The 14,225-nt window shown below is 58.6% G+C and carries 8 protein-coding genes; all 8 read right to left on the reverse strand.

What is annotated here, in order from left to right; translation table 11 throughout:
• Positions 1 to 5 precede the first annotated feature (5 nt).
• Positions 6 to 3,821, reverse strand: coding sequence for an ImcF-related family protein (locus tag AC5LXX_RS29875; RefSeq protein WP_493412150.1), 3,816 nt, complete (start codon positions 3,819 to 3,821; stop codon positions 6 to 8).
• Positions 3,818 to 5,056, reverse strand: coding sequence for a hypothetical protein (locus tag AC5LXX_RS29880; RefSeq protein WP_493412151.1), 1,239 nt, complete (start codon positions 5,054 to 5,056; stop codon positions 3,818 to 3,820). Before AC5LXX_RS29880 ends, AC5LXX_RS29875 begins: the two co-directional genes overlap by 4 nt.
• A 3-nt stretch (positions 5,057 to 5,059) precedes the next feature.
• Positions 5,060 to 5,317: a PAAR domain-containing protein gene (locus tag AC5LXX_RS29885; protein ID WP_493412152.1), complete on the reverse strand. Its 258-nt coding sequence runs from the start codon at positions 5,315 to 5,317 to the stop codon at positions 5,060 to 5,062.
• 703 nt (positions 5,318 to 6,020) lie between these two features.
• Positions 6,021 to 7,067, reverse strand: a complete 1,047-nt coding sequence (locus tag AC5LXX_RS29890) for a hypothetical protein (protein WP_493412153.1) — start codon at positions 7,065 to 7,067, stop codon at positions 6,021 to 6,023.
• Positions 7,068 to 7,086: 19 nt separating this feature from the next.
• Positions 7,087 to 7,596 carry a hypothetical protein gene (locus AC5LXX_RS29895; RefSeq protein ID WP_493412154.1) on the reverse strand — a complete coding sequence of 170 codons (510 nt, stop codon included), beginning with the start codon at positions 7,594 to 7,596 and terminating at the stop codon, positions 7,087 to 7,089.
• 34 nt (positions 7,597 to 7,630) lie between these two features.
• Entirely contained in the window at positions 7,631 to 10,255 is a 2,625-nt protein-coding gene (locus AC5LXX_RS29900) for a glycoside hydrolase family 19 protein (protein WP_493412155.1), read from the reverse strand.
• A 9-nt stretch (positions 10,256 to 10,264) separates the two neighbouring features.
• Positions 10,265 to 12,604: a type VI secretion system Vgr family protein gene (locus tag AC5LXX_RS29905; RefSeq protein WP_493412156.1), complete on the reverse strand. Its 2,340-nt coding sequence runs from the start codon at positions 12,602 to 12,604 to the stop codon at positions 10,265 to 10,267.
• Positions 12,605 to 12,686: 82 nt separating this feature from the next.
• A complete protein-coding gene (tssC, locus tag AC5LXX_RS29910; RefSeq protein WP_493412157.1) occupies positions 12,687 to 14,219 on the reverse strand; it encodes a type VI secretion system contractile sheath large subunit in 1,533 nt (510 codons plus the stop codon).
• Between the last annotated feature and the right edge of the window lie 6 nt (positions 14,220 to 14,225).

Below are 14,225 nucleotides of genomic sequence, written 5' to 3' on the forward strand. Positions count from 1 at the left end.
GGGTCTCAAAACGCAAATGCGTCGCCCAACAACTGGAGGGCGTGTGCGAACGGTTTGGAAGAAGCGTCGGCGGGCATCGAAGTTGCCAGCGACGACACCGTCATCCCCGGATGGGCCTTGGGCGACTTCATCCCCGACGTAGCCGGCTGCGCGTCCGATCGAGTCGATTCGGCTGCGGCAGTTCGACGAGACGCAGGCTCCGGCGTCGCCGGCATCGGTTCATCGTGCAACGACATCACACCCGGAAGTCCCGGCGGCAACGGTACGGCAGCGTGCTTTGCCGCGGCGATTGCCGCAGCCGGCAACGGAGGTGGGCTGGCCGTGGACACCTTCGCGCCGGATTTCGCGGCCGCGGTCACGAAAATCCGGGTCGGCAGCGCAAAGTTGCGCAACTGAAGTACGTCGAGCGGCCCGGCGCCCGCTTCGCTGCGCAACTGCACCTTCAGCGGAATGCCCTGGCTCGTGTCGGGCATCCAGGTCAGCACGTAACGCGCGCTGTCCTGCTGCGCGACCTTCGCACGCTCCAGTAACCGGATCAGGCCGAAGCGCCCCTGCGAGTCGAGCGCCGTGCGCAATCCGCCCTGCTCGGTCTGCCATTCGATATGCGAAAGGTTCTCGAGCGACTGACCCGGCCACTCGAACGGCACCCACTCCTGCTTCTGGTTGAAGTAGTGCAGCTCGCGCCCGGACAACACGAACTTCATGCCGGTGACACCGGGTGTCGGGACGGCCTGCATTTCGTACCGCACGCGCGCGTCCCCGGACGGGAACAGCACGGTCGAGACCCGCGTAAGCTTGTTCAGGCTGCTCAGGAAGACCGGATCGATCGTAAGCGCGCCCTGATCCGCGCCTTGCGCGACGACCCATCGATCGCCCTGTCGCTCGATCACGCCGGCGAGCTGTGTTGCAACGAACTGCGCGATTACGCCGTTGTCGGGACGCATGAAGCGCGCCATCTCGGCCAGCGACGCGTCGTTGTCGGCGTCCGAGAACGGATAGCGGCCGCCAAACGACTTGTTCCAGTCGGCCAGGATCGCCGTCCGCCAGATTTCGTTCAGGCTCGACGCGGCCGGCTGCACGACCACCTGCCACGCCTGATCGAACGGTGCGCGAAACAGCGCACCGAAGCCGGCCCACTGCTCGCCCAGGCTCGCGGCTACACGGCTCGCGTAGTCGCGGCTATCCGAGATATCGGACGTCTTGCCCTGCAGCACCGACTGAGCGGCGAGCCGCGCAATCGCGTCCGGATCGGCGCCGGAGACGATCTGCGATGCCTTCAGACGCATCGCCGTGACCCGCTCGAGGTAGCGTGCGAGACTGAGGTCGCCGGTCGCGGCCAGTTGCGTGGTGGCCTTGCCGTTGGCCGGCGCGCCGGACGCCAGATCGCTGCCGGTCAGGCGCAGGATCGGGCCGAAGGCTGCGGCAAGCGGCGCGAGCTGCGGCTGAGCCTGCTTCGACGGATCCTTTTCGTCGGCGCCGACCAGTTGTTGCGCCTTGTTGATCAGGCTCTCGGAGAGCGACTTTGCACTCGCGCCGGCGCCCGCCTGGTAGACGATCGCGTTCATCAGCGCGACGAGTGGCGAGCGTTGCGAATCGCCCAACAGCGTGAGCTGGTCGGCCGTGGCTGACAGTGTTGGTGCGGATTGCCAGCGCAAGCTGTTGAGGAACAGCGCCCATGCACGTGCGTAGTCGTCGAAGTAGCGCTGGCGTAATTCGGCTTTCAATGTCGGCGGAGGGGGGCTGCTGTCCTTGTTGTCGGATGCGCCACCGGCGTTTCCTTCGGGGCGCAACACCCAGTCGCCGGACACGTCGCGCTTGGCGCTTGCGTCGTCGATCGCCTTCGAGATGCGCTCCTCCCATGCCGCACGCGTGAAAACGCCGGGAACGGTCGTGGTCGTATTGAAGAGGCCGCGGCTCGTCGTGTCGCCGAGCAGCGTCGCTAGGGAGACCGGTGGGTACTTGGGCGTCGCCTCATCGACGATCTGCTGGTAGAGCGCGTCCGTGGAGTTCTGGATGCCCCGCACACCAATCACCGTTTGGCGGGCTGACGCAATCAGGTTGGCGTCCGGTGTGATGGCGAACGCGGAAGCATTGGATGCAGGGGCGCGGCCGAGATGGTTGGCGAAGAACGCGATAGCGTGCACACGCAGGTCCTCCCACGCGCCTGGCGACAACGACGAATTGGACGGGCGCGCAGGTGCGGCCGTCGCGGCAAGCTCAAGCGTCAGAAAGGCTGCCACGGCCCGCTGCGGTCGCGCGAGCATCAGGTAGGCCTTGAGTGTGTCGTAGGCGGCCTGGATCTGGGCGTCGCCACCATCGGCGATTTGAGCATCGGACAGGGATGCAAGCTGCTGCAGGCGCGCTTCGAGCTTCTGGCGAATCGGGGTGACGATGATGCGGTTCGCCGCGTCGGCGTAGCTCGGCCACAACGCGTCGAGCAGCGCGTTGTCGCGATTCAGGCCGAATCGCGATGACCATGGCGCGCCTTCGCGCTGATGGACTTCGAGTGTGTCGATCTGGCGGTCGAGGGTGTTGAGAGCCTGCAAGGCCTGCGTGCTGTCCTGAACCGTCGAGACATTCGCGACAGCGTCCGCGGCATTCCTGATCGTTGCGCGGTTGGCGAAACCGGACAGCATCGTGCCGGCGATCCAGCAGCCGATCAGGCCGGTTGTGAACCATGCGGCCGCCGTCGATAGTGAGAAGCCTACGCGGCGACCGTGGACCTTGCGACTGTGCTCGGCAACGGTTTGCCAGATCGTGCGGTGTGGTGGGTCGACGGGCGGGTCGTCATCGCTCGCGCTTGCCGCTGCCTGCGGCTGTGCCAGTTCCCGTTCCTTGAATAGCGGTGCGAATAGAAGGCCGTGGACCGCGTGCCGCCAGATGCGTGACTGGGAGGTTTGTAGCACCAGACCCGACAGCGCACTCCCAAGGTTCGAAATGTGCTGCGAAAGCTCGGCGGGATAACGGTCGCCTACGTCCTTCGTCAGGCGCACGACACCGGCATCAGCTAGGTTGTCGGTGAGCTCGCGGAGCGACGCGTCCATCGCATCCGAGCTGACGCGCGCGTTGGACCAGGTGAAGCCGATCGCCTCGTCCGGACTCGACGCCTCGCTGCCGAAATCCGTCACATTGAGCAGATAGGTCGGCGCGGCCCAGCATAGTGCACGTGCGTGGCGTGCGAGCCGTTGCGAGAGATTGTCGGTGTCGAACGGCGCTTCGATGGAGTTGCGATTACGTGTGATCGCGACGATTGCGTCGACCGGGCGACGACGGCGCAAGCGGCGGATCTGGTCGAGCCATGCGGTATCGAGTGTGCTGCTCGTCTGTTTTGCGCACAACAGTACCGTATCGCCGGATATTGCATAACCGGTGTCGATCAAGCCCGGCGCAAGACGCTTCACGAGCGGCTCATCACCGGCAATCAGCACCCACCGTGCGCGATAGCGCCAACGCAATCCGTGTCGGTCGCGCAGTGCATTCCGAAGCTCAGCAGCCCGGTCGGTCTGCCCTAGCGGTTGGCCTTGATCGTCGAGATCAACCGACGCCGCACGCTGACCAGCGTCGTATCGGGCGAACCAGCGGGAAGCTTTCAACGATGCGATCCAAAGCAGCACTCCCTCGAAGTACTTGACCAGCAGAGTCACCACCAGAAAGGCCGAAAACAGGGAAAGCTCGATAATGGTCCGCATGCCAGTGGACCAGCCATGCTGAGGCCCCTCCACCCACACTGCGATACCGAGTGCAAGAAATACGATGGCGACCGCAATGCCAATAAAGAGGGCCGCCGGTCGAGTCTTGGTGTCGTTCTTGTTGTCGTTCATGTCTGTTTTCTGCACACGAGGGCAATCAGGTCGTTTCCTTCGCCACACAGCACCATTTGCGAATCGCCCGTTATCCGGGCACTTTCTCCGGCAAGGGCAACGGCCAGCCACGGTCCCGCGCCCGAACAATCACCCACTGACTCCTCGACCACATTCCAATGCGTCTGGTCGCGAAACGGTGCGGTTTGCCGAACCGCGCCGACGCTCTCATGCGTCAGGCCGTGTGTCCATACCGTGTGTAAACGGTCGAGCGACGACTGCCCCCAGCGAGCACCCAGGCCGAGCGTTCGGGCGGACGAATCAAGCGCATCTTTGGCGGGACGATGCAACCGAAGTCCGACAGGATTTGCCTGTGGCTCAAGTCGTGGTCGCCCCATGAGCAGGGCCACGCCTACCTCCGCGACGCCATCAGACAGAACAGCACTGATTGCGTCGCGGAGCTCAACGGCGATAAGCAGGTGGGCCGTATTGACGTCTCGCCCATCAAGCCACGCGTCCGTTCGAAAGAGGGAGGATTGGTGCTCTCCCGGTCTCAGATCTACCTTCAAAGCAGGCACACGCTCCGAAATCAATTCCCGTATGCGGGTTTCGACGATCCCGAACTCCACTCTGGAGCGGTGCTGAAGCTCGACAAGCAGCGTTGTTCGCGGTGGAAGCGCCCTAAGTTGCGGCAGGAGACCGTCGATCAAGCGCTCGAGCAGCCACATACACACCGCTTGATGGCGAGCATGTTCAGCGAGTTCGTTGCCCGGATGAAAAGGCTGATCGGGAATGTCGAGCCAACGCGCATTGACTTCGCTATCCGCGACTGCGCCACTCGGCCGTAGCTTTGACAATTGGGTGCCTTTGAGGATGCCCCCAAGCGAGTTTTCCAAATCGTTCGCGGCGAAGCACCAGGTATGACCCAATATCGCCAGCGGTCTGGCCGCCAATGCATGGCAGCGCTGCTCGGCTTCGTCGCTGACGCGATTCGTCGCAAGCGCCTGATTGCGGCGGACGTAACCGTATCCGAGCCATGCGAACAGCAAAAATGCCCAAGCCAGAAAGGGGTAACCCACGGCACAGAACCAAAACCACAGCGTGTTGGTCGGACGACCCGCTGGCCAGAGCATGACCGTCAGGGTCGCTCCTGCTCCGACGACGAGCACCAGCAGGATCGGCCAGGCGATCGTGGAGACATAGGGCGGCGGAGGCACAGCCACCCGCGGTGGCACGCGATTGAAATCGACCGGCATTGCTTAGCGAACCCGTGCTCCGCCGGACGGCGCAATGAGTTCCGCGCCACACCGCGTGTGATCGCCGTCGCGCGATAGCGGCGTCGTGCCATCTCTCATCCTGCCGCTACCTTCGACGATTTCGTTATCGCCGTGGATCTGACATGAGACCTTGTCGCCGACGCGCGCGGCTCGACGACCTTTTACCTTGACGCGATCCGAGCCGGTCAGGATCTTGCCGCCGTGACTCGTTGTGTCACCTTCATATACGAGATTTTTCATCGATTCCAGAGTGTTTTCAAACCCGACACGAAGAAGGGAAAAGCATACAGTCAGTCATCCACACCATCGACAGGTGGATTCATTCTTAATCCACGAAATACTCGTTGATTTAGCCACTGACAAATTCCCGGCGTGCACATATGATTTGACACAAGGCTCCCACGCCTTTTTACATAAATTCCATTTGGAGAACCTTGATAAATTACGCAGTCGTATGCTACGACCGTGAATTCTACGTGTTTGAAATTCAAATTCCCCGCAGAAATATCGCTAATTCCGAAGAGATTCCTCGGGGGCTTAGTTTTTCCGGAAACTGCAGCTCGACACGACCCGGCACCCCATATCTGTACTGTACATATCCATTGTTTGGCGAAATATTTCCCGACGCGCACAACGAGACCACTTTCCCATCAAGCGGACAGATGAAATAGACTTCCTCGTGTGGCCGGCACAATGTAATTTCATCGGCATTTACCACTTGACATCAAAAAATTATACCAAGAAGACCAATTGACGCATGTAGTGATCGATAATTCAATTGAAATTCCCGCGACTATTTACTTCCTTTAAATTGCCGACGCGCTTACCACAGCCATCCGTGTCATTGCCCACAATTTCAGCAATCTCGCTTACCTGCTCATTAGCGAAACGAAGCATCGGACATCTTAAGCAAATATTGACTATAAAATTAAGACTCGACGATTCAATTACCTATGGAGCAGGCATTCACATCTTCACAACGAATCCATCGCTCGATAACATTCCCGCTCTTCTGACGATACCTTGACACCACGAACCCGTTCGACAAGCTAGATTCATTCACCAATACTGAATCACCTTGCACAAGATAGGCCCTAGTAACTGATGATTTCTCAGGCATCGCGTATAGATATGCCCTCTTTGAAATCACTGCATGTCCGACCCAGGCACCCGGCTCGACTGGTGCTACGTGGATAGATGTGCCATTCCGATCGCTAATCAGAGTCTTCTTCAGCTTGTCGGCGTTTTCGGTGTCTCCATCCCTCTGTAATTGGACAAGTAGTTTAAAATAAGCACTTCTGTTACCTACACTCGGTGGATCGCACGCAAGCAGATTGTCAAATGCGGTACCTTCCGCCAAATATGCCAAGATTGGCGGCTGTGAAATTTGGTATCCGGTTTTGTGTTTCGATGAGTAAGCGGCATAGATATCGGCTGCAATAGGTGGATGATCGAAGATCGGCTCAATGTTGACGGACCACTGGTGAGGTGGGCGCCACTCTCCACCACAGACTGCGTCTTGCGCCACATGGACAACGCAACCGTCCTTCATACGTACGAAGGCACACAGATACTCGGAATGCACCGACACCCCACTGGAATCAGCGAGATCTCCTTCAGCAGAAAAATTCACGATCGAGTACTGTTTGTCTGGAGACAGACTGTTTGAGCCGGGCTCGTAAAATTTCAATCCCTGATCGAAAGGGGTAAATATCGTGCCATCTGATCGCTTAAAGTGAAGATCTTGGTAGGCGTCGTGCCCGCGATTGGTATACTGCAAAACACTTGATTCACCCGACACACTTACCTGGGCCTGCACACAGGCAGGCAGTACTGCCGAGAACAAAAGCAGGGATCTGCGAATCATTTGAAGTCCTATAGCACCCTCGAGGGTGGTTATATCGCTCCACAGTGAAATTGAGTTTCCACGCAGATTGAGCGTCGTATTGTTTTGCACCCGAAAACCACCATTCAACTGTTTGGTAAACAACCAAAACCCTCGTCTTTAACTATCTCGCTCCATGGCGCCAGTATTTCTTAACGTCATAAGCTGTTCTGTATCGAAACTTTGACTCCGCGCCCTGAGCATACCCGTCAATTCCAGTCATGGCTTCATCTTGGGAAACACGCTCATTTTCAATTAGCATTCCATTTTTATCAAAAAAATAGGCATACACCTGATAGAGCCGACCATAAGTTCCATCGCCGCGGTTGTTTATATTCCACGCAACAATGGAGAATACATTGACGCGATCATCAAGAGACATAAAAAATATCGACTCGACTGTCGGCACCCCTCCCTCAACAGAATATCGCGCAAATTCGGCTTTCTCACATCCATGCTTTGTTGACCGATAAAAATCGAGAACAATCGGATATTCTGACATTCCATTTTCGATGGAAATCCTCGAATTACGCTCCAGTACCGAGGCATCAAAAACGCTGTTATTGACATTTATCTCCGGGCAATTCGAGGCGAGTTTAACCCCATATGCGCTGAACGGGAGAAGGAGCGACATTACGCTCGCCACCAACAGCTTAGAAAAAAACATTTTACGCCGCCTCCTTTTGTAGCCCAAGAATTGGCGCCACATTGTTGTAGGCAGCAAGGCGCTCTGAATACCCAATTTTGCCACCGTTCACAATCTTCGAGACCGCAAGGACATTCCCAGAATCTGCAACTCTGTTGACGTTTCTAGTAACAGCCCAGTAAACAAAGGCCGATTCTATCCCATACTCCAAATCGCTAAGAACAAGATCTGGGTTCTCCACGAAGTCACGTTGATCATCCGGGAAACGCCGATTATGCTCATCCGTAAGTACCATATAGTTGCTTTTAAATGTTGTTTGTATCAGCCCCCTGCCGCGATATTTATAACCATCGCCGGACTCTTCATTACCATTTTTATTTCGATCGCCATAAACATAGTTTGCGAGATTTTTTGGATTGTGCTCATATTTGCTTGTCTCGGTCCACAACTTATCCCGCATTCGTCCAAAATTGCAAACAATATCGCCAGATACTTCGCTATACTTTTCTTTTCCTTTTGGCGCAGAGTTGCAGCCAAAAATCTGCTTCATTCGCTTCGAAGAATACGAAAGTTCTTCTTCGACATTCTTAAAGGCGCTTTCGACGGCAATTTGAGAGAGAAAATGAGCAATCCTTTTTGGCGTAGTGACCCGATAGCCTTTTGCGTATTTATTGAGCGCGGGAAGGATCTGCCTATGGTAGTTTTTATTTCCATTTGGATCGACAGCCGCAAGCATTTCAAGTGTAATAAACTCCAATTCACACAAAAAATTCCCAACCAACCCAATTGCATTAAGATGAAAAACATCCTTGCCGGGAAAGCCCAGCGCCGCTGCTTTCACGTCATCCCACAATGCAAGTTTATCGATTCGCTTTCGCTCTTCCTCGTGTTGTGGCTTGGGCCCCGTCTGCTTCTCCAACTCGGCGATCAACTGCGTCCACTTCGACGGATTCGCCCATTCGCTTTCATGCTTCACGATCAACCGAGACGCCGCCTGCATCAGCCACGGATATCCGCCACGCTCGGTTTGCGACAGCGCGCATAGCTCGTCAACCGCTTGCCTGCCATCGCCTCTCGTGAACAATGCGTCGTATACCTTGACCATCAACGGACTGAGCTTCGAACGCGAAGCAAGCTCCGCAACTTCGGCACCGCGACTCCATTTAACCCATTCCTGGGTTGTCGCAAAAATCGTGTGCGTCGGATCATGGGCTTCCGCTACGCACTCGAAATCCACCCACTTCTGCGCGAACTCCCGTGTCACCCGGCCGCTCGGGTGGTTGAAATCGCACACCCAGCCGTCGATCGGCTGACCTTGCGCATTCACGCCCTCGACGTGCCACCAGTTCACCGGGTAGCCCGGATCCGGATTTGGGTGCTGCTGGGGAACGCGTCGATTCGAATCGCGCGCAAGTTCGGCGGTCGAATACAACTGGACGGTGTCTGTCTTTCTTGACTGCGGGTCAGCGCCGGGGACGAACGTGTCGCCCTGGGTACGTTGATACAGCACCGTGCCCGGCGCGATCCGCAGAAGCGTCGGCTCGGACGGCAGTCCCAGCGCCGTCCAGTCCTCCTTGCGCGGACCGTGCTGGTTGACCCACGCGCGCCCCCGCTCCAGGAACGACTGGATACCGTCGTCGCAGAACACCTCGATGTGCGCCATCCGGGTTCCGGACGTGCGTTCGTTCAATGAATCGTAGCGGCCGAGGTGGCCGATCAAATCGCCCGCCTTGATTGGAATTCCGGGGGGGTTGACTGGATTGACTTGGTCCGTCACTGCCACAACCCTATCGAACATCGAGTCCTCGGCGACCTCCTCGGCAACCGACCCACCGTTTTCCTCGCCGAGATAGATCCACTTCCCGATCACGCTCGACGGCTCGACGTATCCCCCTGCCGCTTGCGGATACGGCAACGCCCCATGAATATCAGTCAACTGCCCCCACGGCTTTCCGTGCTTCATCTCAATCTTCCCGATACTCACTTTGGCCCCCTGGGGCAGAACGCCAACGGGGACTCCGTTCGGAGTCTTGCGAATACGCAGCCCTTGTTGCGACGCATCGGGAACCTGCCCGTTACGACCCGGCAACGGCGGGTCCTGCGCGTACTGCGTGACCTGCCATTGCCGTGGCCAGTACGACGGCTTGCTGCGGTTCGGGAAGTTTGCGTAGTCTTCCCACGACATCAGATGCATATACAGGCTGTAAAACGTCAGCGTCGTGCCACGCGGGAACTCCATCGTGTGCTGCACCAACGCGAAAGCCGTGCTGTACGGTGCCTGAAGCGGCGACCCGCCCCCGGCTTCAGCGACTTCGCTGATCGGGTATGTCTTGTTGACGCGAAATGCGATCAGCGTGCCGTCAGCGATGCAGCGCAGCCCTGCATCAAGATCCAGCGCCTGCCCCGCACCAGCCTCCGTGATGTGGATCCCACCGTGCCACATCCCGGTGCGGCTAACGAGATACGTGCCTGAGGGCTCGCGCTCAGTCAGCAGCCGATATATCTCGTGCTCGTCCGTGAACTGTGCGGATGCTTCGGACTGGCCCCGTCCCTTTCGAAGGAAGGGAAACGCAAACGGCAACGGCTTCAGCTTGACCGGAGTCGGCGTTGGTGCTTGCGGCTGCGTCGGTGCGGATCGGTTTGCCATAGTCGTTCGTTATTCAGAAAATCCGAAGTTCGTTACTTTCTTCACATCGTTGAGCGGCGCCTGAGACCAAGTCGGGAACTTGAAGTTGCCGCCGTCTGCATCGTCGATTGTCAGGTTGCCTTTGAGCTGGATTTCTCCTGCAGGGCTGCCGACAATGATCTTGCCGCCTGAGAGCTTGACGTAGGCGCCGGCCCCGTCGCCGAGCGTGACGCCTTTGCGGCCCGTGATGACCACCTCGCCATCCGACGAGCTCACTGACATGTCCTGCATCGACAGCAGTTCCATACCGTCGGACTGCGCCTGGATCTGAACCTTGCCCTTCGCGGCAAAGATCCGAATCCCAAGCTTCGCCGCGAAAAGCGAAATTGCCTCGCCAGCCGCGATCGCGATTCGCTTCATGACGCCGATATCGAGCCCATCACCAGCCGTAACGAACATTTGGTTGCGAGCGGCAAGCTGCATCTGCTGTCCGCTGGCTAGTCCGATACCATCGGGCGCTGTTGCGACGAAAACCGGCTTCTGCAGTCGCCTCAGCTTCTGCTGAATCAGCACTCGCTGTTGATCGATGTCGGCCTGAAGCGCTTTCGCAGCATTTGCGGAGTCGTTGAGCGTCTTCAGAATCTGTTCGGCCTGCTCCAGCGTCGAGTCGGCATCCTGCATCGCAAGTTGCTGGCCGGCGGCACCAGGTTGCCCTTCCGCAGTAACCAACACGCCCTTTGCACCCCGGACAGTCGCCGGCCCGTCGGTGCGCAATTCAGCACCACGCCCGCGCTCCTCGCGCTCACCATCGACCATATGCCCGAGGTTGAGCTCACTTGTCTGAAACGGCGTCGCGAGATGAACGTGCTCGACTCCTTCCTTATCCTCCATCCGCATCTCGTTCTGCGCGGCGGTGCGGATCAGGTTCCGGGTATGGTTCTGACTGGTGACAAGATCCGGATGCAGACTGTCATGCATCGCTCCGATGATCACAGGCCGATCCGGATGACCTTGCGTGAAAACAACAGCCACTTCCGCCCCGTCAATCAGCGGAAAATGATGCCCATAGTCGTCACCGCTATACGGCTTCGCGAACCGCACCGGCCGGCTTGTCCCACCCGGGCTCCACTCATCGAGATCGAACGGCAGCTTGATCACATACCAGCCCTGTTCGGTCAGGTACGCGTACTTGTAATCACCGGGCGATGTAATACGCGCCGGCAGGATGCCGTCGATAGCCGGTCGCTTGATGGTATCGATCGACGTGCGCCAAACACGATCAGATGGAATCCCCTCGAAGGTCATCCAATACGACTGATCGCGACCACCCTGCGACTCCACGGCAGTAACGAAGATCCCATGCTTCGCGTCGGCCGGGTTCGGCTCGATCCGCATGACTTCACCGGCTTCGAGCCAGAATGGATTACCCGTGCCCTTGAACGTGATCTGCGCGGCGAGATGCGCCTCGTGACGTCGGCGAGCCGCCCCCTTACCCTGTTCCGGCGTCTCGTAATGCTCGCCCCAGCGGTAATCGACGCCGCTCGTCGTCGTGTCGTCGCGCGCGGCGTTTTCCTCGACCAGCAGCGACACACCGGCCTGCCGATGGTTGTAGTCGTGCAAACGCACGGCTTCAGGCACACGGAGAGTTCGCTTCTCGAGCGTCTTGATCGCGTCCGCGCCAGCACTCTCGAGCCCCGAGTCTCTCCGGTACAACACGGTGCGTTGCTTGCGCGCGTAGGCATCCAGATCATCGCCAAACACGATCACGGCGTGATCCTTCTTCTGCTCCCAGCGGAACCAGATTCCTTCTTCCGCGCAAAGGCGCTGAATGAAGGCGAATGTCGTTTCGTGATACTGGGTAACGTACTCGCGCCGCTCGTATTCGCCGCGCAACTGAAACAGGAAATCGACCCCGGCCCGGTAGCCGTAATGACGCAGCGTGTCGGTCACGATCTCCTCGACCGACTGCTTCTGGAACAGCCGGCTCGTCGCACCCCGGTTCAAGTCGGCGAGCTTCGGCTCGAGCCGCACGCGATAGTGGGTCTGATCAACCGAACTGCCGAACTCGTCGAACTGTGTGATGACGCCATGGATCGTATATACCGGCGACATCGTGCTGAATTGCCCGGCGTTCTCGCCGAACATCCTGCGCAGATAGTCCAGGTTGGGATCGACCGGCGCGATGATGAATTTCGCGGGACGGCCGATCACTTGATCCATCGGGATACCGGCCATCGGGCTCGTGAATTCGACGTCGTAGCGGTACAACTCGCTCACGGCGTCCCGGCCCGTGAACCGCAGCACGGACGTCGGCGCCGGGTGTGGCGCCAACTTCAATTCGTAAGCCTGCGACGGCAGTATCATTGACATGGATTTCTCTCAGGTGCACGAACATAACGGCGCCGCCGCGGCAGCCATCAGCGACCCGGCGGGTCATGCATGAAACGTCGGATCAGCCCTTCGCCTTCGGCATCTGCGACACGAGCGACAGGCCGATGTCCATGCCCTCGACCTGGAAGTGCGGGATGATGAAGAGCTTGATGCGGAAGAAGCCGGGGTTATCCTCGATGTCCTCGACCGTCACCTTCGCCTCGCGCAGCGGGTGCGACGCCTGCAGTTCGTCTCCCGGGTCCTTCATCTCGGTCACGAGCCCCTTGATCCAGTTGTTCAGCTCGAGCTCGAGCAGACGCCGGTCCTTGGTCGTGCCGATGTTCTCGCGCTGAATCAGCTTCAGGTAGTGCGCGATGCGCGACAGCAGGAAGATGTACGGCAAGCGCGCATTGATGCGGCTGTTGGCCGTCGCCTCCTTCGTCTCGTACAGAGCCGGCTTTTGCGTCGAGCTGGCCGAGAAGAAGCACGCGAAGTCGTGGTTCTTGTAGAACGACAGCGGAATGAAGCCGAGATTCGCGAACTCGAACTCGCGCGTTTCCGGGATCAGCACTTCGGTCGGAATCTTCGGCTGCACGCCGGTGCCGAGGTCATACAGGTGAACCGGCAGGTCTTCCACCTTGCCGCCCGCCTGCGGGCCGCGAATCTGCACGCACCAGCCGTTGCTGACGAAGCTGCGCACCATGTTGGCCGCGAACGCGAACGACGCGTTGACCCACAGATACTTGTCGTGGTCGGGGCCCTTCACCGCCTCTTCGTAGTTGAATGCACGCACCGGCGCCGTATCCTTGCCGTACGGCAAACGGCCGAGCACGCGCGGCATCGTCAGGCCGACGTAACGCGCATCGTCGGTGTCACGGAAACTCTTCCACTTGATGTACTCGGCACGATCGAAGTAGTTGCCGATATCCTGGATGGACGCCACTTCTTCCATCGAATTCTTGCCGAAGAATGCTGCGCCCACCGAGCCGATGAACGGCATGTGCGCCGCAGCCGCGACCTTCGAAATATTGCGCAGCAGCGCGACATCCACCGGCGAGTTCGCGAATTCGAAATCGCTGATCATCGCGCTGATCGGCTGGCCGCCCGGCGTGTCGTATTCCTCGATGTACGTGAGACGATACAGGCCGCTCTGAATCAGTTCAGGTGAATCCTCGAAGTCGCGCTGCAGCGCATCCTTCGATACATCCAGCACCTCGATGCGCGCGTTCTTGCGGAAGTCCGTGCGCGACACGAGCATCTTCAGGCCGCGCCAGCGACCTTCGAGCGCCTGAAAATCCGGTGCATGCATGACCGCGTCGAGCTGGCGGCTGATCTGCCGGTCGAGCTGCCCGATATAAAAATCAAGCAGCGACTTGTCGAGTCGGTCGACCGGCTTGCTTTCCTTCGCGATCAGGCTGAGCAACGCGTCCATGCCGCGTGCGACCCGTTCGTCGGCCGATGCCTCCGACAACGCGTCGTTGTCGCGGAACGCTTCCAGCGGCCGAGCCTCGGCGACCGGCTTCAGGTTGATCTTGTTGCACAGCGCGGCATAAACACTGTCGTTTTCGAGCGCGATGGTTTCCGTGGCGCCCTGGCGCGATTCATTCTGGTTCATGTTTCT

This window comes from Burkholderia torrens (assembly GCF_984668525.1).